Origin of the sequence: Clostridiisalibacter paucivorans DSM 22131, from assembly GCF_000620125.1 — a bacterium.
Taxonomy (GTDB): Bacteria; Bacillota; Clostridia; order Tissierellales; family Clostridiisalibacteraceae; genus Clostridiisalibacter; species Clostridiisalibacter paucivorans.
In genome coordinates this window covers 1-26,112 of record NZ_JHVL01000006.1, presented here as the reverse complement: position 1 = coordinate 26,112, position 26,112 = coordinate 1, and the positions used below count along the sequence as shown (strand labels likewise).

Sequence of the window (26,112 nt, the reverse complement as noted above, 5' to 3'; positions counted from 1 at the left end):
TAAATTCCCCCTACTTAAGAAATATAGATGCGTCACCTGCCCTTTCTGTTAACTTACCATCTTTATATATGCCCATTTTTTCTAACCATTGGTCAAATTCCTTTGTAGGTCTCAAATTTAATAGTTCTCTCAATGTTGGTATTTCATGATAACCAGTACACTGGTAGTTGAGCATTACATCGTCGCCTGCTGGTATACCCATGAAGTAATTACAGCCTGCACTTGTAAGTAATACTGCTAAATTTTCTATATCATTTTGATCTGCCTTCATGTGGTTTGTATAGCAAGCATCAACCCCCATTGATATACCTGTCAATTTACCCATAAAATGATCTTCTAGTCCTGCCCTTATAACTTGATGATTGTCATACAAGAATTCAGGTCCTATAAATCCAACCACTGTATTAACTAAAAATGGTTCATATCTCTTAGCAAATCCATAACATCTTGCCTCCAATGTCACTTGATCTGCGCCATGATGAGCATCAGAAGACAATTCAGATCCTTGACCAGTTTCAAAATACATTACATTGGGGCCTGTGGCTGTGCCTTCCTTCAATGCTAATTCTCTGGCTTCATCTAACATAGCAGTAGATATACCAAATGCTTCATTACCCTTTTGGGTACCTGCTATACTCTGGAATATACAATCAGATGGTGCTCCATTTCTTATGGCCTTCATTTGAGTGCTAACATGGGCCAATACGCATGCCTGAGTAGGTATCTTCCACTTATTCTTGAGGTCTGCAAATGCCTTTAATACATTACTTACGCTGTTAACTGTGTCATCCACAGGATTCAATCCTATTACAGCATCTCCACACCCATAGGATAGACCCTCCATTGCAGATATCAATATACCGTCAATATTGTCTGTAGGATGGTTAGGTTGAACACGGGCAGAAAGTGTACCTGGAAGACCTATAGTAGTATTACAATGAGCAGTTATTCTAATCTTACTAGCACCATATATCAGGTCAAGATTTGACATCAATTTTGCAACCCCTGCAACCATTTCACTGGTAAGTCCTCTACTAATCCTCTTGATATCGCTTTCCTTAGTCTTATGATCCAAAATCCACTCCCTAAGCTCTCCCACTGTCCAATTCTGAATTTCCCCATATATTTTTTCATTTACTGCATCTTGTATTACTCTAGTTACTTCATCTTCTTCATAGGGAACCACTGGATTATTACGCAAATCTTTAAGGGTAAGATTGCTAAGCACCTCTTTTGCTGCTACCATTTCTGTTACTGATTCTGCTGCTACTCCTGCCAATCTATCCCCAGATTTTTCTTCGTTGGCTTTAGCCAACACCTCTTTTACTGAACTAAATTGATACACTTCACCAAATAACTTAGTTTTTAATCTCATACATCTTCACCTCTTAGTTTTATAATTAATATTTAAATATTAATATCCAAAAGCTAATGTCTTAATTACCACGGGAACAACTCTACCATTAGCCAACGGCTTTCCTATATCTATAAAGTCCCCGTTTTTAACCTTTACACTGTCTATACAGATTACGTCCTTCTTATATTCCAGATATCTATGCATTGTTTGACCCAATGCCTTTGCTATATCATTTTCTACTATTACTATCAATGGTATATCCATGTTCAATATGTCCTTCATTCCAGCAATAATACTCTGACCCATATCTTGAAGTTCTTTAAAACTTAGGTTTTTCACCCCCTTTAATGCCAATGCAACTTGTTGATTTCCATTATCTAGATTAAACCAGTTTACTTTTTGTCTTATCCTCTCACTTAATCTTTTGTAATCTAGGCTTTCATCTTCTTTGGACAGTTTTAGAATAGGTATATTCTTCAATGGGAAAACATCCTTAGTAAATGTTATAGTGCTTCCACTTATATCTGTTGTATGACTTCCTGCTCCAACAACTGTTGCCCTTATGGTTTCAGAGGATTCATATATATTGAATTTCTTAAACATATCACTATTTCTTATGCTTCTTCCAAGAATAACCCCTATATCTTCATATTGAAAATTATCTCTATCAGTATCTTCATCATATATACAGTCAGCAACCCCTCCCGAGAAAGATATGTATTGTATATCATAATCTCTATTTAAATCCTCCGTGGTTAAGATTAACCCTAGATCTTCTGTAATCTTCTTAGCCCCCAATACCTCTTCAATTATTTCTGCCATTCTATTAGTTATGGATTTTATTTCGTTAAGGGTTATACCTTTGCCTACCTCTATCACAACCCCTATACCATTGGCTAATCTTTTTATTTTTTCCGATACATACCTTACCTTCATATTATTTGGATCAATCTTTATCAATCTACCACCTATATCTAAACATGTGGTATCTAAAATCTCTCCATCTTTAAACACTGATATATTTGTAGTGCCTCCACCTATATCCAAATTGACCACTACAGTCCTTCTCTCTTTAGAAAGACAATCTGCTCCTGCTCCCTTTCCCGCAATTATTGATTCAAGATCTGGCCCCGCTGTGGCAACCACAAAGTCACCAGCCAATCCACTTAACTTATTTAAAACTAAACTGGCATTCTCTTTTCTAGCTGTTTCACCTGTTATTATCACTGCACCAGTATCTACATCCTTAGGTTTTATATTTGCTCTGCCATATTCATCTTCTATTATTCTCCTTACTGCCTCTCCATCTATCTCTGTATCCGATTTTAGAGGAGTAAAATAAATCTCGCTTTTATATATTACTTCTTTATCTACTATGTTTATCTTAGGTATGGAAAAGGCAGATGCTGTGTTTTCAATGGTCAACTTACTAAATACTAATTGGGTAGTCGATGTTCCGATATCTATTCCTACGCTTAATATTTCTTCCTTCAAAACAATCCCTCCAGTCAAATGCAAAAAGGGGCCTAAAAAGTATGTCTCCATACCCTTTAGGCCCCTTCGCCTTTTTACAAAAACACGTCTTTGTGTTTTCTATTCATTTTTAAAGTCAAATATTATCTTCGTTCCATTTTCAGTGGAATCTATGTTTAAGTGACCATGTAATTTATCCTTAACTATACTTTTAACTATATTTAATCCTAAACTACCCATCTTAATAGCTTTAACATCAAATCCTCTTCCATCATCAATGATTGATATACTAGAATACATACTTCCTTTTTGAATCCAAATTTCTATAAACCCTTCCGTTTTACCATCAAAGGCATGTTCTAAGGAATTTTGTAATAATTCATTTACTACCAACGCTATAGATGTGGCCTTGTCTGAATTAATAGTAAGGCTATCCCCTTCTACAGATATCTTTATATTTTTCATACAAGGCAATCCATATTTTATAGTGCTGTTTTTTATCTTTGTAACTATAGTCTTTAAATCTACATCATCTACACCATTTTGGGCTAATATTTCATGGGTAACAGCTATACTAAGTATCCTATTTATACTTTCATTAAATGCCTTGTTTACTAAATCATTATTTATTCTTCTTGACTGTAAACTCAGTAAACTTGCAATAGTTTGTAAATTATTCTTAACTCTATGGTGTATTTCCCTTATTGCAACAGATTTAAGTATAAGTTCCTTTTCCTTTTCCCTCACCTCTGTAATATCTTTTATCAACATTGTAACGCCTACTATCTTATTTTTTTGCTTCATTGCCGCATATTTTATTTGCAGTGTCAACTTTCCAACTGTTGCTTCTGATACCTTTAGGCAAGGCTCGTTTATAAGTTTATTAAAAGAATTTCCATCTAAGACTAAATTATCGAAGTTCATCCCTATTATACTGTCTCTATATCCTAATTTTTTATATAGTTTTTTAGCTCCTGGATTACCATACGTTGCAATACCCTGTTGGTCAAACATTACTATTGCATCATTTATATGGTAAGTCACAGTGTATTCACTATCTCTAAAATTTAGTAATGTCTCGGTCAACTGCTCTGTTGTCTCAGCCAAGAACTCCATCTTTCTATCCTGTTTTACATCTTTAGTTATGTCTTCCTCCATTATCAATACCCCAATAACATCTCCAGCATCGTTATGTATAGGAACAACGCTTTGTCTTACTGTTTTGTTCTCCTGGGTTATGGCTTTCAAATCTCTAGTCGCCATACCTATTTCCAATGTTCTAAGGGCTGCTGGTTCATTTTTTCTTAATGCCAGTTCTCCAACTACAGAATACTCATACATAGAAGGACATGTAGTAGGTTTAGCTTCTGCAACTACTATGGCAGCATTAGGATCACTGGTCGCACAGTCTATAAATACATTTGCCCTTACTAAATCTGCTATTATCGGAAGTATTTGCGATATGTTTTCAAGCTTTTTTATATCCGACTGATCAAGCTCAGTATATTTTTTACATAACTTTCTAAGCATTATAATCTCTCCCATATACTGTGTACTATAAATTATTCATTATAATTGCAGATGCAATGCTCTTCATGGGACATCGTTTGTCCATACTAAGCTTTCTAATTTTATTATAGGCTTCTTCTTCTGATATATTTTCTGTCTCCATAAGTATCCCTTTTGCTTTCTCAATTGCCTTTCTAGCCTCTAATTTATCCTTTATTTTCTGTGCATCATCTTTGATTTTTTCTATCTCTTCTCCTTTAGATATTGCAACTTCAATTGTAGGTATCAAATTTTTTTTGCTTATGGGCTTAACTATATATCCCATAACTCCCGATTCCTTAGCTTGTTCTATAAACTCCATTCCACTATAAGCCGTCAATAGAACCACACTTTTAGCTAATTTTTCATTAATAATAACTTTGGATGCCTTTATTCCATCTAAAATAGGCATCTTTACATCCATGAGCACTAAATCTGGTTTGAATTTTCTGCATAATTCTACTGCGTCAAATCCGTCGGAAGCCTCCCCTACAACATTGTAGCCTTCCTCTTTGAGAATCTCACTGAGGTCCATCCTAGTAATAGGCTCATCATCGGCTACTACTATTCTGTATTTCATTGCATTGTCCCCCTTAACATATCTTCATTTATATGATATTTACCCATTAACAAAGGCAAATAATTAACAGCTTTATTTTATATATTCTTCTACATCCTCTAACCCAATTCCTTCTATTGCACTTATTTGAAAAATTTTTGATGCTCCTGCTAGTTTGAGGCACTTTTCAGAAAAATCTAGACACTTACTTTCTTTATCAATTTTAGTGATTATACCTATAACAGGTTTAGTAAATATATTTGCAAAATTTGGAGGAAAAATGCATCTTTTACTACTACTGTCTTGAAGCAACGCTATTACATCACAATCAAAAGATGCTACAATTAGTGCATTATAAAACCTTCTATTTTCTAAGTACTCTCCTGGAGTATCTATGATATTACCATAATATTCCATAGTCTGGGTCTTTTTATATCTCCTATATATATTTTTTAAGGATTGAACAAAGGTAGTCTTCCCACATCCTATTGGACCAATTAATATAATTTTTTTCATTATATCTCCTTCTTATGATCTTGTAATTTTAGTAGGAGTAAATAGTAATACATCACTCAATAAATGTAATATCTCTTTTAAAGCTGATTCTACACTGGCCACATCACCAGTAATAACTAAAGAGCCACTAAATCTATCTATAAATCCTATATCTATATTTGCTGCTTTAGTCGCTACATCTGCTGCTATTATCACTGCTTCACTGGGGGTTATTGTAAGTATTCCTATGGCATCTGTATACTCATCAGTTAGACCTAATTTTGTATAGATGCTCTTCTCTGGGTTGGCAATAAGGTGCGCCAATGTAACTTGTTTGCCCGGTACATATTCTTGAACAATTCTTTGCTTTTCTAATTTTTCCATAGATAATCATTCCTTAAATAATTATTCCGAATAAAATAAAGGCCTGCTCTAGAACATAGTTATACATTCCATTGCAAGCCTCTTCGCCTTAACTAATGCACCCCATTGTGCAATAATAATATTCATTTTTTATAATTATAACATGGAGAGCATTTAAAAGCAAGGTTATTGTCAAAATTTTTAGAGAAATTTCCTCCTAGATGTAAAAATTTTAAACATTTTAACTATACATCAGTTAAAAATGCTATAATATATTTATATAAATTATATTTTCAACAAAGGGGGTTCCTAAAATGTATGCTTTATTTTTAATATTAAATGATGTACATATGTTAGATGAAATCATGGAAATCTTTTATGAAATTGGTGTAGGTGCTACCACCATAGACAGTGTAGGTATGGGAAAAGTGCTTATTGAGCATAATGTTGACATACCCATGTTTGCCAGTATAAGAAAAATTTTGGAAGGTGATAAACCCTATAATAAGACCATCATCAGTATTATACGAGAAAAAAATAAATTAAATAAAGCAACAGAAATGATAAATAAAAAATTAAATTATATATCTAAACCTGGTATCGGATTCATGTTTGTAGTTCCTGTATTAGAATGTTATGGTTCAAAAATCGAAAATGAATAAAGGAGAGTTAGTTAATAGTTGGTAGTTCGTAGTTAGTAGTTGATGGTAGAAATCCTACGGATTTCATCATTAAACTAATAACTACTAACCGTTAACTACTAACTTTCCTTTATTCAATCTTTATCTTTTTCCAATTTCCTTTCTTATATCTAATAGTCATTAATGTACCTTCCACCAAAAATTGAAATGCAGTTATAGCCCATACATATGCAATATGTCCTTTAATTATAAACACAACTATAAATATCAATGGCATTCTTACTAACAAATTAGTTATCAGAGATATTTTAAATGGTCCTCTAGTATCTCCTGCTCCTTTCAAAGCACCTGACATTACCATCCCCAATGCCATAGGTATTTGTTCAAATGCACCGACTCTTATACACTGTGCAGCTAATCCCACCGTCTTTAAATCGGTACTAAATAATCTCATTATCTGAAAAGGAAATACAAAAAATACAATTCCTATTAATCCCATAAAGAAGACACCATATTCTGTAGATTTTTTTGCACTTAATTCAGCTTTTTCTACATTCTCAGAACCCAGATTTTGACCTACTAAAGTTGTAGCCGCTATAGCAAATCCTAATCCAGGCATAAAAGATATGGACTCTGCCGCTACAGCTAAAGAATGGGCTGCAAATGCCACTGTTCCCAATTGGGCTATCCAAAAAGAGGACACTAATCTACTTCCTTCATTCATGAACATCTCAAAAATAGCTGGAACACTTAATTTGATTAGTTTCTTTAGAGATTCTAACTTAAATACAAATATTTTAACAATATCTATTTTTATACCAGACTTTCCCCTAATCAAGAAAAAGAAGGTTACTAAAGCACCTACTATCTGTGCACTTCCTGTTGCAATAGCAGCACCTTTTACGCCCATCTCTGGAAACCCAAATTTACCAAATATAAGCAAGTAATCACCTATTATATTGAAAACATTGGCAAATGCTGCTGCAACAAGGGGTATCACTGTATTCCCTGCTCCTCGTAATACAGCATTGCCTACCATAAGAGGTATTAAGAAAATTGCACCTATATATACTATTTTCAAATACATTGTTCCCTGATTTATAACCTCTGTATCATTTACTATCCATTTGAATAAAGTGTCTGTAGAAAAAATACCTAGAATCCCTACTGATAGCCCTATTAATATACTAAATCCCACAGCTTGAGATGCAATCTCTTCAGCCCTTTGTCTATCCTTAGATCCAATATATCTAGATACCATAGCCGTAGCCCCTATACCAAATGCCCCCAAAATATTACTCACCGTAAACATAATTTGAGAACTTAAATTAACAGAGGAAATTGCAACTGGGTTTAATCTACCAACCATAGCAGTATCTGCAGTCCATACTAAAGTATGTAACATCATTTCCAGTATTGCAGGCCATGCCAACTTTATTATTTGTTTTCTAATATTTTTATTTTCCAATTTCATAGTCATTATTCTCCATATTTTTATTCTATTTTATCCTTTATTTTATAAAAAGTAAATAGACCTATGGTTATTGACAAGATATAAAATAAAAAAACTAATAGTTAACATTTAGTAATTATTAAACTACTAAATATCAACTATTAGCTATACAAGTACTAATTATATTTCTATTTTACTGCATTGGCCGCTATAGCCACTGCATCCCATGGGGTTGCATATGGTGGTGAATATGAAAAATCAACCATTCCCAATTCCTCTGTTGTCATACCTCGATCTATAGCAAGTGCTAAAACATCAACACGTTTAGCTACTCCATCTTCACCTGCCAATTGTGCACCCAATATCTTATGCGTATTATTTTCATAGACCAATTTTATAGTAATTTTTTTCATACCTGGATATGTCCCTGCATGATTAGGTGCATCAACTGTTATAGTTCCATAATCAATACTTAAATTCTTAGCCTCTTTCTCTGTTAAACCTGTCATACCAAATGTCATATCTAAAAGCTTCAATACAGCTGTTCCCAATATACCACTGAAGTTTATATCTTCTCCTCCAATTACACTGCCTACTATTTTTCCCTGTTTATTGGCATTAGTTCCCAATGGAATATATACATTCTCCTTCTTAATCTTATGATATATAGTCGCACAATCTCCAGCACTATATACATCAGGAATAGAAGTTCTTCCTTTTTTATCTACTACTATTGCACCATTTTTCAACATCTCTATCCCACTATCTTTTATAAATCCTGTATTTGGCCTTATACCCAATGCCATTATTACTAAATCAGCAGGATATTCTCCTTTGTCTGTTTTAATTTTTTCTACTTTATTATTGCCTATTATTTCTTCCAATGACTCTCCAGTGTGTACTGATACCCCATGCTTTTCTGATTCTTTTTTAACCATTTCTCCAAATTCATTATCAAATTTATTTAGCAATGTATCCATACGTTCTATTATTCTCACATTTTTTCCTAATAAAGTCATTGCATCTATTAATTCAAGGTTTATATAACCTCCACCTATTAAAACTACATCTTTAATGTCGTCATTAGATGCAATTTCCTTAATTTTATCTGCATCTGGTATAGTACTTAATGTCAATACATTTTCTAAATCTACACCTGGAAATGGAACTATTATAGGCTCAGCTCCTGTAGCTATAACAAGTGAATCATAGGATTTTGTTAATATACCATTATTTTTAACATTCCTTGCTTTAACTGTTTTTTCCTCAAAATTTACATCTATAACCTCATGGCTAGTAAATACCTTTATACCCATTTTTTCAAACTCCCTAGGTGTTCTAGCTATGAGTCTTTCTTTAGATTCTGTAAGTCCTCCTATATAATAAGGTAACCCACATGCTCCATAAGAAACATATTCTCCTCTTTCAAATACTACTATATCTAAATCTGGATCTAGTCTTCTAGCTTTAGATGCCGCACTCATTCCTGCAGCAACACCACCGATAACAATTAATCTTCTCTTCTGCATTTCATTCTCTCCTTTATATTTTAATCCTATTATTAAAATTACCCAGAAAAAAAGATATTACACCATTGTTTTTTTGTTATCAAAGAATGTTCCAATGTATTATTTTAATTCTTCCAACTCTCTATCTATAATCTCACTTAATTTATTCTTCTCATCTTCGTCTTTTATCTCTCCATAATAAGGTTTCAGATGTTTATTCTTAGTATTATATATATTTATATGGCCTATCTTTTCTATGTCCTTTAATACTTGTAATTTAGCACAGTTACCATTATATATACCTTTATAATTAACTTCATATCCCCAATCAACTAATTTGTCAATTAATAAATCCACTGCATTTTCTAATTCTTCTATAAAGGGGTCTTTGCTTACATCCTCTATATCTTTAATATTTGCTCCCTTCTTGGCTAGTTCATCAGCCCTATCATTCCATTTTACGCCAGTATGACTATCCACTTTATACCACTTAATATCTATATTACAATTATCTATATATGATTTATATGATTTAGTCATTTTATTATTAGTCTTATATCTACCCGTAGCCCATTTTTCAAGATTTTCAAAATCATAATATATAGAAATCTTATCTAGCCCTTTTTTCCCACACCATTTTAAAGTGTTGATTACAGCCATTATTTCTCCTCCAACCTGTCTTGAGTTTATATAGTCAGGTCGAGTAACTCTACCATAAATCTCTTCAACTACATCACTATCGTTTAAAATAACAGCACCATATCCCACATTGCCATTTAGATATGATCCATCTACATAAGCCTTATAATCTTCACTATGTTTTTCCTGGGCAATATATCCCTTTTTTAGAGAATTTTCTATTAATTTATCTATATATTTGCCCAATTCTTCAGCCCCTTCTTCAATAGGTCTAGCCCTTTCTACTATTTGCTCTTTTTCTACATCATGTCTAATCCAGCTACCACCTTTATTTACATAATTGTGTATCATTGGTTGCATTCTGTCTACTGCATTTGCAAACTTTGCTTCTGGGGTATCCATTGCCTCAAATTCATCCCATAATCTTCTCAATTCCTTTGCTTGATCCTCTTCTAATATATTAAATATCCTATCTGCTGCTCTTTTTTCCCTTTCCTCTTTATCTTCATATCCCTTCTCATCATAGCAAAAGGTATCTCCTGCATCTATCTCTACTAAGTCATGAATCAGTACCATCTTAATAGTCTTAAGTACATCTATTTTTTCATTTGCATATTCAGAAAGTAATATTGTCATCATAGCTAGATGCCAAGAATGTTCAGCATCATTTTCTCTTCTTGAACCATCCATGAGGTCTGTCTGTCTAAATATATTTTTAATCTTATCTATCTCTATCAAAAAATCTATCTGTTTTTTTAATCTATCACTGCTCATCTTCTCAACTCCTTATATATTGAACTATACAATGATTATACCACATATAGTAACTTAACAAGAAATTGATGAATAAACTATTACAAAAGGAGGAGTCAAAATGAATAGCCAAAACAGAGACGATTATGAATATAATCCAGGATATAGACAAAATCCATATTTGTCTTTATATCCCTTCATGAATTTTTATGGGTATAATCCTTGGAACCCATGGTATGGTCCTGGCAGACCTGGTTACGGTCCTGGTAGACCTGGTTATGGCCCTGGTAGACCTGGCTATGGCCCTGGTAGACCCGGTTATGGCCCTGGTAGACCTGGCTATGGCCCTGGTAGACCCGGTTATGGCCCTGGTAGACCTGGCTATGGCCCTGGTAGACCTGGCTATGGCCCTGGTAGACCTGGCTATGGCCCTGGTAGACCCGGTAGACCTGATTGTCCCTATAGATAAACATCAATTAATAGGGCTATCTTGATCAAGATAGCCCTATTGATTGACAATTATAAAATCCATAAAACTCCCACCAACAACTACTAACCACTAACTATTAACTATTTCCATAACTTCATAAAAAATTTCTAAATATCTATCTCCTGTATTTATACTGTCTCTATCTTTTATAAATGATTTAGCTGCTAATATCAAAATCCTTTCGCATCTAACCCTTTGACTAATTTCTTCAATGCTAGTAATGTCCAATACTTTTGAGTCTCCAACTACTCTCCTAATAATCTCAAGTCCAGCTATACCTGCAGTATCAGATAATACTGAATCTAAATACCACCTCATATAGTCTTCCCGTTTTGCCATTACATCCGTTACTATTTCTCTATACAAACTTATAAATTTTTCTTTAAATAGACTTACAATATCTTTTATAGTATTTTCCATCCAATTTATAAATTCTGTTATATCCTCCAAATTCTCAGTCACGTAAGCATTGGCCAATGCAAAAAATAAATTTCCTATTACATTACCCAAGTCATAACCTATTGGACCATAAAAGGCAAACTCTGGATCTAAGACCTTAGTGGAGTCTCTCCTTACAAATATAGAACCAGAATGTAAATCGCCATGGATTAATGCTTGAGCATTATTCATAAATAAATTTTTTAGTTTTCCCGCCTCAAGTATTAATTTATTATCACTATAAACTTCCCTTTTTACAAAATTCATATTTTCATCTATCACTATATTTCTTCCTTTATAGTCAATATATGGTTCTGTAAATACAAGATCCTCTGATATTTTACACATATCTTTATTTATATATTTTTTTACATTATCTTTCTTTTTACCCGAATCCATAACTAAATCTGTAGTAGGTAATAGTGTATTAACCATAAAAGTAGTTATGTGATCTGCCAATTTAGGATAGATTTTTCTCTGTAATAGTCCTTTCCTTAAATTTACATGATCAGATACATCTTCCATAGCCAATATACACATAACAGGGTCATATTTATATATTTTAGGTACTAGATCAGTTGCCAATCTCCATTGTGATATCAGTGCATTCCCTTCTATTCTATTTCTATCAATATCTAAAGGGCGACCTGAAGATCTAAGAAGTATATCAGCTTGTTTTATTATAACTGACTTATGGTTTTCCACATCCCATACCTTAAATACATAGTTTATATTTCCATCACCTATTTCTTTTGCTTCTAAATGGTCATTTTCATCAAATATATTTAGCTTTTCCTTTGCATAAAGTATTGCATCCTTTGGCTCCATTCTAAAATGTGAATTGAATCTAGACAAATCATCAACTCCTCTAATAGTAATCCTCTACTTTAGTTTCAAAATATCTATTCACATCATAAGGACTTAATATTCCCTTATCTGTAACTACTCCACTAATTAAACTAGGTGGAGTTATATCAAAGGATGGATAATAGCCTTTAACACCATCCATAGTATTCTTTATACCTCTACATTCTAATACCTGATTAGGATCCCTTTCTTCAATCTTAACTTGAGAAATATTCTTATAATCCTTATCAGGAATCCCCGTAACAAAATACGGTACTTGAAAATACTTAGCTGCAATAGCTATTTGTAAAGTGCCAACCTTATTTACTATATGTCCATCTAAACAGATTGAATCTGCTGCCGATGTAAATACATCTATATTCTTAGTCTTCATAGTAAATGCAGGCATATTATCAGTAATTACAGTAACATCAAATCCTTGGTCATATGCTACACTGGCAGTAAGTCTTGCTCCCTGTAGATATGGTCTAGTTTCTGGACAAAATAACTTTACATTTTTATTTCGATTTTTGGCTTCTTTTAACATCATACCTACAATAGTTTCCCCAAAACATTGGGTCATGACATTTCCATTTTCAGGAAACATGTCTGCTAGATATTTTGCTACTATGCCTATCCTTGAATAGCGATTATTCATCGCATTAACAGTGTGATTAAATATAGCTTCATCCAATTTTTCTCCACTTTCCATGGCCCTTTTAGCAACTTTCAAACATCCTTTAACTACTAAAGACATCCTATTTGCAGTTGTTGGTCTAGCATTGGCCAATCTATGCCCTGCTTTATTTAAGTAATCTATTTTCTCTTTAGATGATGAATCCCTACATTCATGGGCCGCTAATGCCATCCCCATACCTGCTGCAGTATAGGGCCCTGCACTTTGAGTAACCATATCTGCAACAGCCTGTGCCACTTGTCCATGGTTATCACATGTGACAAATCTTACTTCTGTAGGATAGACCCTCCTATCTAATATACGTACCTTGCCATCTTCATACCATGCTACATTTTCATATTTAAGCATAAAGGCTAACCCTTCATCTACTCTTTCCATAACTACCTACCTTTCTTTGAATTACTTTTTAACTTTAACTTGCCCATATGATTGAAATAGCCCTAACAAATTATTGACTTCTTCATCTGGTATCAATTTAGGTTCTCCCAATGTCTTAGTCCTATAATATATCTCCGCACAAAATTCAATCTCTTCAGCCTTACTAAATGCATTTGGTAAATCCTTTGCTCCAGTTAATAGACCATGATTTGCCAAAAAAACAGCATACCTTTCCTCCATTGCCTCAAAGGCATTTTCAGCTAATTTATCAGTGCCAAATGTAGCATATTCAGCACATCTTACATTATTTCCTCCTGCAACGGGCACTAAATAACTTACAGCAGGTAAATCCCAATGCATACATGCTAAAGTAGTTGAATATGTAGAATGTACATGTACTACAGCATTAATATCCTCTCTTCTTTCATAAAAAATTTTATGCATTGAATATTCACTTGATGGCTTATTACTTCCATCTATCACATTGCCTTGTAAATCTATAATTACCACATCTTCTGGGTTCATTTTGAAATAATCAATACCACTAGGGGTTATTGCTATAACTTCTTCCTCCCTTATAAAAATACTTATATTGCCTCCAGTACCTTTAGTTAAATTATTTTTAATTAACTTTTTCCCATACTCTACAATTAATTCTCTCTCTTCTTGGAATATCAATATCCTCACTCCCAATAATTTTATAAAATACTATTGATTCCCTACTCATTTATCTATTATATCAAATATGAATAATATAAAAAAACTATCTTTATTAAAGATAGTTTTTAATATAACGATAGATGTATAAAAACAGTTAATAGTTAGTAGTTTACTGTAAACTACTAACTTATTCTATATTTTTTTCTCTAACTCATATAATAAATTTAAATATCTTTGTTGCATTTGATTTTCTTTTGCCTCTTTTTCGAATTTGGCACACTCTTCATTTATTATATCTAAAGTCTCTTGCTTCAAATTCTCCTCAGCAAATATATATGCAACCTCATTTTCCTTTTCTATATGTCTTTGTAAAAGATATACATAAGACATAGCATATGTTATAATCTTTAATCTTGCCTCTTGGTTTCCATTTAACACTTCTCTAACAGCAAATTCCAATTCTTGAATATAAAATCTTCCCATATCATGCTCTACTAGCATACCAAATTTGACTAGCTTTTCTGCTGCTCCTCCTATTTCGTCAACCATTCTATTAAATAACATTATCTCTTCCTTACCATGGTGGTGTTTATCCGCATAATTTCTTATAAAATCTATTATCTTAAAAAAGTCTTCATATTCTACTTTTTTATGTTCCAATATATCCATACAATATTTTGTAGTAACTTTTAACATTCTTTTTATATTTTCATGCTCTTCAACCATGATTTGTATACAATTCATATTTTTCCTCCTATTTTTTTATTATTTTCTCAACCTTTTATTCCCTACTTTTTTCAAAATTTTCATATATCCTTTTGTTTTTCTACTAAATATCTTTCCTTTCATGCAAATGTTTTAAACCTATTGTCAAAAACATTTGTATAATAAATTCAGACTATTGATAAACATATGATTATAAGCTCAGCGATTGCTTTTATACCTTTTTCATTAGACTAAATAAATTAAATTTCTAAACAATAAAAAATCGTAGGAATTAGTAATAATGTTATAAAAGTCGAAGCCAAAATTCCACCTATTACTGCTATTGCTAATGGAGAGAATCTCTCTGCTCCCAATGCTAATTGAAGAGCTAGAGGAAGCATCCCTACTACATCTGATAGAACTGTCATCATTATTGGTCTAAATCTATTTTTTACTCCATAGATAACTGCTTCTTCAGCAGTAGCTCCTGATTTCCTCTTTTCTATGAAGAAATCTATAAGAAGTATGGAATTATTTACCACGGTACCCGCTAAAAGAATGAATCCTAAAAGTACTGGCATAGATATATATTTATTAGTTAGTATCAACGCAGGAGAAATTCCAATTATAACCAAAGGAATAGCCGCCATAATTATTAGTGGATATATAAATGACTTAAACTGGGGTAGCAACACTAAATATACAAATATTACAGCTAAAACCAATAGAAAAATCATATCTTTCATGGAATCTTTTAAGTCCTCCTGTTCTCCCGAAAGTGAAATTTCATAACCTTTAGGTACAGGGAATTTTTTTATTACATTATCTATATCCTTTGTTATATGACTAAATGCTCTACCCTCAGTATATCCTAAAATATCAATAGTATATTTCAAGTCTTCCTTTGTCACTATATTAGATCTAGTTTTCTTTTCTATCCAAATTAAATCTCTTAAAGGCACTTTTGCACCGGTGGGAGTATCTATAGTTTTGTCCATTATATCTTCAATGTTCCCCCTAGATTCTTTACTGTATACTATTTTTATTCCCTCATCCCTATCTTCCATTTTAAGATCGGTGGAGACAACTCCTTCTGATATGGCCACTATTTCCTTGGCAACTGAACTATTGTTCATTCCTAACTCTTGTATTCTCCAAGGGTCTGTTTTTATGGTCAATTGAGGACTGTCCATATGGAAACTCTTATAGATGTTGACTATACCCTTTAAACTTTTAATTTCCCTTTCCAGTTCCAATGCTATATTATATAGTATTCTTTGGTCTTCACCACTTATTTTTATATCTATTGGTGCTACTGTTCCAGTAGTTGCAGTACCCCCTTGTTCCTTGACTACAAATTTCTTTATACCAGGAATTTTTTCTATTTCCTTCCTTATCCTCCCTTGAAAATCCCATATGGTTTCTTCTCTTTCCTTTCTTGTATTTAGATTTATGGTTATAACCCCTTGATTGACCCCCATAGTATTAAAGTCATTCATTATATTACTATCTCTTTCATAACCTATTTGAGTATCATACCCCATAATATTCTCTTCCTTATCCAGTATAGATTCTATATATTTCATAGTTTCTGAAGTTTCTTCTATAGATGTACCCGGTTCCATTTCCACAGTTATATATGTGGTACCACTGTCAAACTTAGGTAACATTTCTATTCCTTTATTCTTTAAAGCCATACCACTAGATAAAAGTAATATAATAACTACTATATAGATGAATTTAGTCTTTAACCCTTTTTTCAATATATGGAGATAAAACTTTAAAATTTTATCCATTATTTTATTGAAGGGTTTGGAAAGTATATTTATTATGATTTGTAATCTTTTAAAGGAAAATTTATCCACAGCAATAGTTATAATTGGAATAACTACAAATGAAATAATGACCGAAGATGTCAATGCAAATATTAAAGTCATAGATAGAGGTCTAAACATCTCTCCCACAAATCCTTCTATAAATAATAAAGGTATAAGTACCACTAATGTGGTAGTACTTCCCGAAAGGCTTGAAAGAGCTATCTCATTGGTTCCATCTATTGCAGCTTTTAAAATCCCTTTTCCCATATCTTCTTCCCTATGTCTCATTATATTTTCAACTATAACTATGGCATCATCTACCACAAAACCTATGCTTAATATTAATGCAGATAATGTTACTAAATCCAGTTTCATATCAAAAAATTTCATTAATCCCAATGTGCTCAAAAATGTCAATGGCATAGATATTGCCACTACTAAAGATTGGCCTATGTTAGAAAGGAATAATAAAATTATTATGGCAGTAAATAGTATAGCCATAAATACACTAGATGTCATATTCCCTACCATCTGATTAGTAAATATTGAATCGTCTTGGGATATTTCAAAATTTATAGATGGATATTTTTTTTCTAAGCTCTTTAATCTTCCCTTTATATTTTCTATGGTTTCCACCGTATTGGCATCCTGCTTTTTCATAACCATCAATGCAATGCCTTCTTCACCGTTATTTCTATACATGCTTTCCAATTCTTCTACTCCGTAACTTATTTGTGCCACATCTCCCAATTTAATATAATTTCCATCCATTAAGGGAATCCTTAAACCTCTTAATTGTTCCATATCACTAAATTCTTCATCTATTTTTAATGAAATTTCTTTATTTCCGTCCCTAATATTCCCCCCCGGTGCCATTATATTATTTTGTTCAAGAACCTTAGATATCTGGAATAAGTTTAGATTATAAGCACTTAACTTATTTTCATCAATAGTTACTTTTATCTCTCCTATATATCCCCCAAAAATCTCAATAGCTGCAACTCCATCTATAAGTTGTAACTCATAGGCTATTTTGTCTTCTCCCATTCTTCTTATATCTTGTATATCCATATCTTTACTGGTTAAAGCCAGAGTCATTACAGGTTTATCTGATGTATTAAATTTGAGAACTTTTGGGTCTTTTATATTCTTTGGTAATCTATCTTTAATTTTATTTATGGTGTTTTGTACATCAATAGATGCATTATCCACATTAGTACCATAATTAAAAAACAAATGAACAATTCCCATATTATCTAAGGAGTCTGATTTTATTTTTGATATACCCTCTAATTTCCCAAAATCCTCTTCTAAAGGCTTTATTAAATTTTGAGAAACATCTTGAGCCGATGCCCCAGGGTATTGAGTGATAACTGTAACCTTAGGGGCACTGGTATCAGGAGATAATTGGGTTTTAATAGTCATGTTGGAATATATCCCAAATATTATTATTGCTATTACAATAGAAATTACAAGATATTTATTTTTAACAGATATTTTTCCTATATTCATTTTACTCAATCCCTTCAAAAATAAAAACCTTAGCACCATCATATAATAAATCTAAATTACTATTTGCAACAATTTCACCCTCTTTTATATCTCCATTTATTTGCACCTTGTTTCTTTGACTAAAACCTAGTTTAACCTCTTTCTTTATTGCTTTATTATCTTTTATTAAATATACTACATTTTTATTGCCTATGGTTTTTATTGCGTCTTTTTCAACCACTAAAGCTTCAGAATATTCTTCTATAATAAAATATATTTCTATGGTCCTACCTAATATAATATCTTCATAGGCTTTTAATTTTATAGGCCCTATTTCAACTGCTCCTACCCTGGTTTTTGTACTGATGTTTTCAGGTAGTTTACTTATCATTGATTCCATTTCTTTGTCTATCTTAGGAAAGTTCAAATATACTTTTTTACTTTTTTTCAATTTCATAATATCCGATTCTGGCATCTGAACCTCTACATAAAGTTCTTTTATACTATCTATCATAAGTATGGGATTTCCCCTCTGTACCATATCTCCAACTACATTGTCTAATCCCGTTATTCTTCCATCAATGGGAGCCCTAATAACCGTATCTTCCAAATTTGATCTAAGTTCCTTTAAGCTAGATTTTACCTCCTCTACTTTTAATTCAGCCATATTTGCCTCATGTTCTATTTTTTCATACTGTGTTTTAGATATCGCTTCCTCAACAAATAATTCGTGGGTCTTTTTTAATTCTTTTAAAAGATACTCATGATTCAATTGTGCCTCTTTTAGTTGTATATTTAATTTTTCAATTTTTAATTTTATATCTTTATCCTCTAATTTCATAAGAATTTGTTCCTTTTTAACCATGTCACCATTATCAACATATATTTTTTCTATATGTCCTTGAGCCTTAGAAGATACCTTTGATATCTCCTTTGGTACTAAATCTCCCATATATACAATTTTGTTGTCTAATTTTTCCATAGAAATCTCTGTAGTATTTATTGGAATACCTAAATCCTTATTATTATTAACTTGAGTATGGTCCCGGCTTTTTTCCTTCTTAATAATTGAGAAAAGTCCCCCCAAAATTATTATTACAATTATAGATGTTACTACCTTTTTCTTCAACTTAATTCCTCCCCATTTCCATCTTGATTCATATTTGTAGACTTTTCTAGTAACTCCGGTATATTTTTCTTGTCAACCATTAAAGATATTATATAGGCCATAAAAAATATAGAAATAATAGTAAATATCCATCTTATAGTCATAAAACTTGGTCCTAAAAATTTAGCTTCATTAGCTAGCATGGGTACTTTAACCACCGCCCAAGAGCTAAGTAAAATTACTATATTGTATATACTAGCTCCTTTTTTAAGAAGTAGTTTGCTTATGGGAAATGCTGCATATATAGGTCCTGCAGAAATACTACCTAAAACAAAAGAAATAATTCCTCCCTTTAGGCCAGACTGTTCTCCTAAGTTTTTCATTATAATTTCCCTTGGTATCCAGGCTTCTATTAATCCAGTCACTATAAATACTATGGGAAGAATTTGAATCATTTCTATAATATAATAAGTACTATTTTTCATAGATGTGGTTGCCTTATCTATATTTAAAAAACTCAATAATATATAAATAAATATAATACCAGTTATCAACTTGTTCTCTTTTGTTTTTTTAATCAATTTCATATCAATACCCCCATAATAATAGCTATCAATATAGCAAATATGAAACTCATAGAATTTCTAATTAAAGCAAACCTCATACCAAATTCTTTCCTTTCAATGGGAAAAGTTACTACACCCACCATGGTTAATGTGGTTAAAAAAGCTGCTACAGGTACTAAGCTAGCTCCCATATCTACCAAGGATCCAACCAACGGAAAGGCTACAAATGCAGGTATTAAAGTAATACTACCTATTAATGCTGATATGGTTGTGGCTATAAAAGAATTTTCATTACCTAAATAATCTTTTATAATTTCAGGTGGCATAAAAGTTAACATCAGTCCTATCAAAAGAAGTATGGCTATAATCTGACTAACCATATTCTTCATCATCTTTTTAGATTTTGCCATGGATTTTAAAGTTTTATTTTTATCCTTTAATAATGAAATAAAAAAAGCCATAACCGTTATAACCCATAACAGTATGGTAAAAATATCTAATCTTAAAAACTCCATCATTTTTTTACCTCCAATTGTTCATTTTTCTTTATAATATATCTTTTTTATATTATAATTTTAAATAAACAAATAATCAGTAACCTTGGTTACTAATGGAGGTAATTTATGCATATAAAAAAATATATTGATATAATATCTCATATGGAACTTTTTAACATGTTCTCAAATGAAGAACTATCAACATTTTTCCATGTTACCCTTTGCAGAATCTCTAAGCATAAAAAAGATGAAATCCTTTATTTTCAAAATGAAAGATGTAGTACTATGGATATAATTTTAGAAGGGGAACTTTTTGTTCAAAAAATAGATGAGAAGGGCAGTGTATTAACTTTGTCATCTTTTGCTGCACCAAATACTATTGGAGGGAATTTGCTTTTTTCTAGTAAAAATATTTATCCAATGACCATAAGTTGTAGATCTAATACCATTATTCTGCACATAAAAAAAGAGCTAATCATTAAACTCTGTCAAAAGCATGAACTTTTCTTAGTAAATTTTCTTAAATCTACATCAGATAAAGCCCTTATACTTACAGATAAAATTAACTCTATCTCACTAAAAACTATTAGAGAGCGTATTATAGATTTTTTAATATATGAGTACTATAGACAAAATAGTTTAGTTATAGAACTTAATATTTCAAAAAAAGCTTTAGCCGAAAGGTTCGGTATCAGGAGACCTTCATTGTCTAGAGAATTAAATAAAATGCGGAAAGATAAACTTATAGATTTTAATGCCAAAACTATAACTATCAAAGATTTTAAACTTTTAAATAATCTATAATAATTCATATTCAGTTAAAAATCTGTACCTTTAACATTATTCTACTAGCCCTTTAAAAATATTGCCGTAACAGAAGTTACATATTAAATATATTTATATTTTTTATTTCTTTTATCCTATCATAGCTCCAGTCTATAATAACTTCCATATCTTTAAATACTGTATCTTGATCTTGAGATTTCATAACTACCCCTACTAGTCTTTTCTCATCTCTTTCATAAAATGAAACTAAGCACCATCCTGCTGCATCGGTATGACCTGTCTTCCCACCATTACATCCATTAATTCCCAACAAAAGATTGGTATTATTGATTGGAATTTGTATCTTTCTAGTCTCAGTTATGAACATATGCTCATCTTTAGATATAGTGTCCATAATCCATGGATATTTAGCTACTTCCATTGCTATTTTAGATAGATCTAATGCCGTAGTATAATGATTTTCATCAGGTAATCCACTAGGATTCATAAAATTAGTATCTTGTAAATCTAATTCCATTGCCTTTTTATTCATAGTTTCTGCAAATTTTTCTACACTACCACCAATATTTTCTCCTATCATATGGGCTACATCATTAGCTGAAAAAATCAACATAGCGTTCATAGCCTCTTTGGCAGAAATTTTTTCTCCTGGAGGTAGCACTAATTTTCTGCCATCCAATTTCCTTACCCTTTCACTATAGTTGAAAATATCATTCTCTGTTTTTCTATCAGCCATAATCAATGCAGTCATTAATTTAGTAGTACTGGCAGGATATAGTCTCTTATCTATATTCTTAGCATAAATTATTTTATTATTATCAATATCTACTACTATAGCTGACTCCCCATAAATTTCAGGAGCATCACTATCTATTAATAATATTACAGCTAATGCAATTACTATAGATATACCCACTGCATATGTAGTGCCTTTCTTAAATATTCTCATCTCTTAATCCTCCATTCTTCATATGTTATATATATATTGTAACCCATAACTATTTTTAAATCATTAAAAAATCATGATACTTATATCATCAGTTTAAATAATATGTAATCATTATGTAATTTTATTGTAAATTTTAATACTTTAATACTCATTATAATATATATATAATATTGATTAAGGAGTGATTTTAATGAAAAAAAGAAGTTATATTTCAATTGTTCTACTGCTATTAGTATTTTCCTTAACCGCTTGTGCTGGAAATTCTAATACAGAAGATGCTAACGAAAATGCAGAAAATAGTGAGTCCGAAGACATATCTCAAGATGATTTACTTAAATTTGAGAATACCGATGAAATAGATTTTTCAAATCTAGAATATGTTAAATCAGAAACTAAAAGAGATGAAGAATTAGAAGAAGCCTTTTCCAAGGTTTATGAATTAGAAAAAGACAGAGATGATATTAGATACTATTATAACAAAATCGACCTAAACGGAGACGAAAATCCTGAAACCTTTGTATTCCTTGTTGGAATGCCAGTTTGTGGTTCTGGTGGATGTAGTGGAGCTATTTTTTCATCAGAAGATGGAGAATATGAATTTATATCTAAATTCAGTCTAGTTAATAATCCAATAATAATAAGTGAAGAAAAAACTAATGGCTGGAATGATATTATCATGCATGTAGCTGGAGGAGGAATTGAAAGTTTCTATGCAAGGCTTAAGCATGATGGTGAAAATTATCCCAGCAACCCATCAGTTCAACCTGCAGTTGAATCAGGTACTGTACTTAAAGGAACATCAATAATTTCAGATGATATATCTAAAAACAAAGGTATAGAATATTAGACATAAAAATCTCCTTAAAAATTTAAATTTTTAAGGAGATTTTATACTATAATCAAATCATTCTATCTTTCTTTGAAATAAAATCTATTTGTATCCTTTTGAGCATCCCATTATATCTAATATGAGAATCTACATTAAACACATCTTTTATCAATGCTCTATCTAATATGTCTTTAGGATTACCCGATATAATTATTTTTCCTTCCTTCATAACATATATACGGTCACAATACATCACAGCCATGTTTAAATCATGTATTGCCGTCAATGTGGTTATCTGCAAGTCTTTAATTAAATCCATTATTTGTATCTGATATCCTATATCCAAATGATTTGTTGGTTCATCCATTATAATAAAATCCGTTTTTTGAGCCAATGCTCTGGCTATGAGCACCCTTTGCTTCTCTCCTCCAGAAAGGCTAAAAAAACTTCTATCTACAAAATCAAACATCCCTACTTTTCTTAAAGCATTTAACACTATCTCTCTATCTTCTTTATTACTAGTTTCATAAAAACTTTTTTGAGGATATCTACCCATAGTTACTATCTCTTCCACAGAAAAATCAAATCCAGAATCAAATTCTTGGGATACTACAGCTAACTTTTTAGATACTTCTTTATTAGACATATTATTTAGATTATAATCATCCAAATATATATTTCCCACAGTAGGCTTCAAAACCTTATAAATATTTTTCAGTAAAGTAGATTTCCCGCTGCCGTTTGGACCAACTAATCCAATAAACTCTCCAGGATTTACATACATATCTATATCTTTTAATATTATTTTATCTTCAACTCTATACTTCAATTGTTCAACTTTGAGGTGCATATATTTAACCTCCAAAAGAATAATTATTTTTTTTCAATAACCATACAAAAAATGGAGCTCCTGTCATGGAAGTTACTATACCTATGGGCAATTCCTGTGGTGCTACCAACAGTCTTGCTGCTACATCTGCCCATACTACAAATATAGCTCCACTTATCAATGACATGGGAATTACCCATCTATGGTTAGAACCCATAATATTTCTCACTATATGGGGAATAATTAGTCCAACAAATCCTATAGAACCACTTACAGCTACTATAACCCCTGCTGTAAGTGATGATACTACAATTATAATCCTTCGAACTACATTTATATTTATTCCCAGTGTTATAGCAGTTTGTTCCCCTAGAAGCATGGTATTCATCGCCCTACTGAGGAAAAAAAGGACTAAAAATGAAATACCCAATACAAATAAAGGAATAAATACATAATCCCATTTGGCCCCTGCTAAACTTCCCATCATCCAAAACATAGCAGTTCTAATACCAGTTTCATTTTTGGCATTAAATACTATAAAATTAGTTATAGATGTAAACATAGCAGACACTGCAATCCCTGTCAATATAAGCCGTACTGGCATTATTCCCCGTCTAGTTTTAGCCAGATTATATACTAGAACTAAAGATGCCAATGAACCAAAAAAGGCCCCCATAGGCATGGCAAATATACCAAAATGTTTTAATGCCCCAGTTAATGCAACTGCCACAGCACCAGTAGATGCCCCTGATGATACCCCTAAAATATATGGTTCAGATAATGGATTCTTAGTAAAAGACTGCATGGATACACCAGTAAGGGCAAGTCCTCCACCTACAATACATCCTAATATAACTCTAGGAGTCCTTATATTCCAAATTATTTTTTCTGTACTTATTTTCCATATTCTATTAGGTTTAAGCGATTCAGGCATAATTTTGTAAAATATCACATTCCATACTGTTCCAAATTCTATATTTACAGGTCCTAATCCAACTGCCATTATTATTGAAATTAGCAATAATATAAGGGACATACAAAAAAATATAAGTTTGTTTTTCCTAACTATGTCAATCATCATTTTCCACCAAATTATTTGAATAATTCTGGATAAAATTCTTTAGCTAAATATTCAACTGCATCCCCATTTCTCACACCTGTAAATACACTGGGTAATGGTAAAATTACAAATCTATTTTCTTTTATTGCTGTTATTTCAGAAAGGGCAGGATTACTTTTTAAAAACTCTATCTTTTCTTCAGCTGATGTATTGCCATAGTCATTTATTACTATACAATTTGGGTCCCTTTCAACTACAGTTTCCCAATTGACCTTAGCCCATGTCTTCTCTATATCATCAAATATATTTTTACCTCCTGCTAAAGATATTATATTAGTCTGAAGACTCTTTCCTGCGGTATATGCCTGATCCATTCCACTATCATATACAAATATCCTCAATTTATTGTCTATTTTATCTGTCTTTGATTGTACATTTTCAATTTTCATCTTCATTTCATTTACTAACTCTTCCGCTCTATCTTCTATATCAAATATCCTTCCTAAATTATAAAAATCTTCAAATGTATCTTCTATTGTTGCTCCTTGAGTATAAGTAGCCTTAGATACATAGGGCATTATACCATTTTCAACCAAAGTATCTACAGAAGCTGTCCCCTTTTCTCCAAATGCCGAACTTCTTCCATATACAAAATCTGGTTCTACCGAAAGAAGTACCTCCATCGATGGATATTTTTCTGCCAATTCAGGTATACTCTCATATATATCTTTATATTCTGGTAATATTTCTGCATTTCCATATGCTGTTCCTACAATCATATCTCCAAGACCCAATGCCAATAAATTTTCAGTAGTATGTAGGTTCATACTTACTACTCTTTCAGGTACTTTATCATATTTTACCTCATGGTCGAATGTATTCAACACAATCTCTTTATTTGCAGCATCCTTTTCACCTTCATCAATTGAATCTTCATTGGCACTTCCACCACAGCCTACATTCACTAAAGATACAAAAACTATCATGATAGCTAATAAAATCGATTTTAAATTCAAAACTTTTTTCATATCATTCATCTCCTCGTATAATATGTTTAGAACCACTCTTAAAAGTGTTCTAAGCATATTAATTTATTTTATTTCTTATTACACTTTTACAAAGAGATATCCTAAGGCTAAAATATACTTATAGAATAATTAGCGAAGGATAATTCTTT

The 26,112-nt window shown here is 31.8% G+C and carries 25 protein-coding genes; 4 read left to right on the top strand and 21 right to left on the bottom strand.

Features of this window, described 5'->3' with window-relative positions; all coding sequences use genetic code 11:
• Window positions 1–10: 10 nt before the first annotated feature.
• From Q326_RS0103945 to Q326_RS0103920, 6 genes are all read right to left on the bottom strand, one after another.
• A complete protein-coding gene (locus Q326_RS0103945; RefSeq protein WP_026894197.1) occupies window positions 11–1,375 on the bottom strand; it encodes an ethanolamine ammonia-lyase subunit EutB in 1,365 nt (454 codons plus the stop codon).
• A gap of 39 nt (window positions 1,376–1,414) precedes the next feature.
• Window positions 1,415–2,851 carry an ethanolamine ammonia-lyase reactivating factor EutA gene (gene eutA / locus Q326_RS0103940; protein WP_026894196.1) on the bottom strand — a complete coding sequence of 479 codons (1,437 nt, stop codon included), beginning with the start codon at window positions 2,849–2,851 and terminating at the stop codon, window positions 1,415–1,417.
• Between the two features lie 99 nt (window positions 2,852–2,950).
• Window positions 2,951–4,360, bottom strand: a complete 1,410-nt coding sequence (locus Q326_RS0103935) for a sensor histidine kinase (protein ID WP_026894195.1) — start codon at window positions 4,358–4,360, stop codon at window positions 2,951–2,953.
• A gap of 25 nt (window positions 4,361–4,385) precedes the next feature.
• Window positions 4,386–4,958 carry an ANTAR domain-containing response regulator gene (locus Q326_RS0103930; RefSeq protein WP_026894194.1) on the bottom strand — a complete coding sequence of 191 codons (573 nt, stop codon included), beginning with the start codon at window positions 4,956–4,958 and terminating at the stop codon, window positions 4,386–4,388.
• A 72-nt stretch (window positions 4,959–5,030) separates the two neighbouring features.
• Complete coding sequence (locus tag Q326_RS0103925; RefSeq protein WP_026894193.1) at window positions 5,031–5,453, bottom strand: EutP/PduV family microcompartment system protein; 423 nt, start codon at window positions 5,451–5,453, stop codon at window positions 5,031–5,033.
• 12 nt (window positions 5,454–5,465) lie between these two features.
• Window positions 5,466–5,816, bottom strand: a complete 351-nt coding sequence (locus Q326_RS0103920; protein WP_026894192.1) for a BMC domain-containing protein — start codon at window positions 5,814–5,816, stop codon at window positions 5,466–5,468.
• Window positions 5,817–6,109: 293 nt separating this feature from the next.
• Between Q326_RS0103920 and Q326_RS0103915 the strand changes: the two genes are divergently transcribed.
• Window positions 6,110–6,457, top strand: a complete 348-nt coding sequence (locus tag Q326_RS0103915) for a hypothetical protein (protein WP_026894191.1) — start codon at window positions 6,110–6,112, stop codon at window positions 6,455–6,457.
• A 109-nt stretch (window positions 6,458–6,566) separates the two neighbouring features.
• Here the strand turns inward: Q326_RS0103915 and Q326_RS0103910 are convergent, their stop codons facing one another.
• The 3 genes from Q326_RS0103910 to Q326_RS18970 form a co-directional block, all read right to left on the bottom strand.
• Window positions 6,567–7,910, bottom strand: a complete 1,344-nt coding sequence (locus Q326_RS0103910; protein ID WP_026894190.1) for an MATE family efflux transporter — start codon at window positions 7,908–7,910, stop codon at window positions 6,567–6,569.
• A gap of 167 nt (window positions 7,911–8,077) precedes the next feature.
• The gene (locus tag Q326_RS0103905) at window positions 8,078–9,418 is read right to left on the bottom strand and encodes a CoA-disulfide reductase (protein WP_026894189.1); all 1,341 of its coding nucleotides are present in this window, start codon (window positions 9,416–9,418) and stop codon (window positions 8,078–8,080) included.
• Window positions 9,419–9,517: 99 nt separating this feature from the next.
• The gene (locus tag Q326_RS18970; RefSeq protein WP_084489524.1) at window positions 9,518–10,810 is read right to left on the bottom strand and encodes an HD domain-containing protein; all 1,293 of its coding nucleotides are present in this window, start codon (window positions 10,808–10,810) and stop codon (window positions 9,518–9,520) included.
• 100 nt (window positions 10,811–10,910) lie between these two features.
• Between Q326_RS18970 and Q326_RS16565 the strand changes: the two genes are divergently transcribed.
• On the top strand, window positions 10,911–11,258 hold the full coding sequence (locus tag Q326_RS16565) for a hypothetical protein (protein WP_051531106.1): 348 nt from the start codon (window positions 10,911–10,913) through the stop codon (window positions 11,256–11,258).
• A 90-nt stretch (window positions 11,259–11,348) separates the two neighbouring features.
• Here Q326_RS16565 and mtnK read toward each other — a convergent pair whose 3' ends face one another.
• The 8 genes from mtnK to Q326_RS0103855 all read right to left on the bottom strand — a co-directional run bounded on the left by mtnK (window position 11,349) and on the right by Q326_RS0103855 (window position 20,503).
• Entirely contained in the window at window positions 11,349–12,572 is a 1,224-nt protein-coding gene (mtnK, locus tag Q326_RS16560; protein ID WP_034601029.1) for an S-methyl-5-thioribose kinase, read from the bottom strand.
• A 13-nt stretch (window positions 12,573–12,585) separates the two neighbouring features.
• Entirely contained in the window at window positions 12,586–13,638 is a 1,053-nt protein-coding gene (locus tag Q326_RS0103885; RefSeq protein ID WP_026894188.1) for an S-methyl-5-thioribose-1-phosphate isomerase, read from the bottom strand.
• Between the two features lie 21 nt (window positions 13,639–13,659).
• On the bottom strand, window positions 13,660–14,325 hold the full coding sequence (locus Q326_RS0103880; RefSeq protein ID WP_250160299.1) for an L-fuculose-phosphate aldolase: 666 nt from the start codon (window positions 14,323–14,325) through the stop codon (window positions 13,660–13,662).
• Between the two features lie 165 nt (window positions 14,326–14,490).
• Window positions 14,491–15,042 (bottom strand): hemerythrin domain-containing protein, encoded by a 552-nt coding sequence (locus Q326_RS0103875; RefSeq protein WP_026894186.1) that lies wholly within the window; start codon window positions 15,040–15,042, stop codon window positions 14,491–14,493.
• 221 nt (window positions 15,043–15,263) lie between these two features.
• Entirely contained in the window at window positions 15,264–18,332 is a 3,069-nt protein-coding gene (locus tag Q326_RS0103870; protein ID WP_026894185.1) for an efflux RND transporter permease subunit, read from the bottom strand.
• 1 nt (window position 18,333) lies between these two features.
• A complete protein-coding gene (locus Q326_RS0103865; protein ID WP_026894184.1) occupies window positions 18,334–19,440 on the bottom strand; it encodes an efflux RND transporter periplasmic adaptor subunit in 1,107 nt (368 codons plus the stop codon).
• Window positions 19,437–20,006, bottom strand: coding sequence for a permease (locus Q326_RS16555; RefSeq protein ID WP_051531102.1), 570 nt, complete (start codon window positions 20,004–20,006; stop codon window positions 19,437–19,439). The genes Q326_RS0103865 and Q326_RS16555 overlap by 4 nt, the downstream gene beginning before the upstream one ends.
• A complete protein-coding gene (locus Q326_RS0103855; protein ID WP_245592054.1) occupies window positions 20,003–20,503 on the bottom strand; it encodes a permease in 501 nt (166 codons plus the stop codon). Before Q326_RS0103855 ends, Q326_RS16555 begins: the two co-directional genes overlap by 4 nt.
• 105 nt (window positions 20,504–20,608) lie before the next feature.
• On the opposite strand from Q326_RS0103855, the gene Q326_RS0103850 reads away from it, so the two are divergent.
• Window positions 20,609–21,286, top strand: a complete 678-nt coding sequence (locus Q326_RS0103850; protein ID WP_026894182.1) for a Crp/Fnr family transcriptional regulator — start codon at window positions 20,609–20,611, stop codon at window positions 21,284–21,286.
• Window positions 21,287–21,362: 76 nt separating this feature from the next.
• On the opposite strand, the gene Q326_RS16550 is transcribed toward Q326_RS0103850, so the two are convergent.
• Entirely contained in the window at window positions 21,363–22,217 is an 855-nt protein-coding gene (locus Q326_RS16550; protein ID WP_051531101.1) for a D-alanyl-D-alanine carboxypeptidase family protein, read from the bottom strand.
• 190 nt (window positions 22,218–22,407) lie between these two features.
• On the opposite strand from Q326_RS16550, the gene Q326_RS16545 reads away from it, so the two are divergent.
• Window positions 22,408–23,064: a hypothetical protein gene (locus Q326_RS16545; protein WP_026894181.1), complete on the top strand. Its 657-nt coding sequence runs from the start codon at window positions 22,408–22,410 to the stop codon at window positions 23,062–23,064.
• Window positions 23,065–23,116: 52 nt separating this feature from the next.
• Here Q326_RS16545 and Q326_RS0103835 read toward each other — a convergent pair whose 3' ends face one another.
• Genes Q326_RS0103835 through Q326_RS0103825 form a run of 3 tightly spaced genes read right to left on the bottom strand, consistent with a single transcriptional unit; the run spans window position 23,117 to window position 25,963 of the window.
• The gene (locus Q326_RS0103835) at window positions 23,117–23,896 is read right to left on the bottom strand and encodes an ABC transporter ATP-binding protein (RefSeq protein ID WP_026894180.1); all 780 of its coding nucleotides are present in this window, start codon (window positions 23,894–23,896) and stop codon (window positions 23,117–23,119) included.
• A 4-nt stretch (window positions 23,897–23,900) separates the two neighbouring features.
• Entirely contained in the window at window positions 23,901–24,953 is a 1,053-nt protein-coding gene (locus Q326_RS0103830; RefSeq protein ID WP_051531099.1) for a FecCD family ABC transporter permease, read from the bottom strand.
• A gap of 14 nt (window positions 24,954–24,967) precedes the next feature.
• A complete protein-coding gene (locus tag Q326_RS0103825; protein WP_026894178.1) occupies window positions 24,968–25,963 on the bottom strand; it encodes an ABC transporter substrate-binding protein in 996 nt (331 codons plus the stop codon).
• Window positions 25,964–26,112 lie beyond the last annotated feature (149 nt).

Excerpts from the sequence above, each read along its gene's own strand:
- Q326_RS0103945 (WP_026894197.1), bottom strand. The coding sequence starts at position 1,375 with ATGAGATTAAAAACTAAGTTATTTGGTGAAGTGTATCAATTTAGTTCA.
- Q326_RS0103935 (WP_026894195.1), bottom strand. The coding sequence starts at position 4,360 with ATGCTTAGAAAGTTATGTAAAAAATATACTGAGCTTGATCAGTCGGAT.
- Q326_RS0103930 (WP_026894194.1), bottom strand. The coding sequence starts at position 4,958 with ATGAAATACAGAATAGTAGTAGCCGATGATGAGCCTATTACTAGGATG.
- Q326_RS0103925 (WP_026894193.1), bottom strand. The coding sequence starts at position 5,453 with ATGAAAAAAATTATATTAATTGGTCCAATAGGATGTGGGAAGACTACC.
- Q326_RS0103920 (WP_026894192.1), bottom strand. The coding sequence starts at position 5,816 with ATGGAAAAATTAGAAAAGCAAAGAATTGTTCAAGAATATGTACCGGGC.
- Q326_RS0103915 (WP_026894191.1), top strand. The coding sequence starts at position 6,110 with ATGTATGCTTTATTTTTAATATTAAATGATGTACATATGTTAGATGAA.
- Q326_RS0103910 (WP_026894190.1), bottom strand. The coding sequence starts at position 7,910 with ATGAAATTGGAAAATAAAAATATTAGAAAACAAATAATAAAGTTGGCA.
- Q326_RS0103905 (WP_026894189.1), bottom strand. The coding sequence starts at position 9,418 with ATGCAGAAGAGAAGATTAATTGTTATCGGTGGTGTTGCTGCAGGAATG.
- Q326_RS18970 (WP_084489524.1), bottom strand. The coding sequence starts at position 10,810 with ATGAGCAGTGATAGATTAAAAAAACAGATAGATTTTTTGATAGAGATA.
- Q326_RS16565 (WP_051531106.1), top strand. The coding sequence starts at position 10,911 with ATGAATAGCCAAAACAGAGACGATTATGAATATAATCCAGGATATAGA.
- Q326_RS0103885 (WP_026894188.1), bottom strand. The coding sequence starts at position 13,638 with ATGGAAAGAGTAGATGAAGGGTTAGCCTTTATGCTTAAATATGAAAAT.
- Q326_RS0103875 (WP_026894186.1), bottom strand. The coding sequence starts at position 15,042 with ATGAATTGTATACAAATCATGGTTGAAGAGCATGAAAATATAAAAAGA.
- Q326_RS0103870 (WP_026894185.1), bottom strand. The coding sequence starts at position 18,332 with ATGAATATAGGAAAAATATCTGTTAAAAATAAATATCTTGTAATTTCT.
- Q326_RS16555 (WP_051531102.1), bottom strand. The coding sequence starts at position 20,006 with ATGAAATTGATTAAAAAAACAAAAGAGAACAAGTTGATAACTGGTATT.
- Q326_RS0103855 (WP_245592054.1), bottom strand. The coding sequence starts at position 20,503 with ATGATGGAGTTTTTAAGATTAGATATTTTTACCATACTGTTATGGGTT.
- Q326_RS0103850 (WP_026894182.1), top strand. The coding sequence starts at position 20,609 with ATGCATATAAAAAAATATATTGATATAATATCTCATATGGAACTTTTT.
- Q326_RS16550 (WP_051531101.1), bottom strand. The coding sequence starts at position 22,217 with ATGAGAATATTTAAGAAAGGCACTACATATGCAGTGGGTATATCTATA.
- Q326_RS16545 (WP_026894181.1), top strand. The coding sequence starts at position 22,408 with ATGAAAAAAAGAAGTTATATTTCAATTGTTCTACTGCTATTAGTATTT.
- Q326_RS0103835 (WP_026894180.1), bottom strand. The coding sequence starts at position 23,896 with ATGCACCTCAAAGTTGAACAATTGAAGTATAGAGTTGAAGATAAAATA.
- Q326_RS0103830 (WP_051531099.1), bottom strand. The coding sequence starts at position 24,953 with ATGATTGACATAGTTAGGAAAAACAAACTTATATTTTTTTGTATGTCC.
- Q326_RS0103825 (WP_026894178.1), bottom strand. The coding sequence starts at position 25,963 with ATGAAAAAAGTTTTGAATTTAAAATCGATTTTATTAGCTATCATGATA.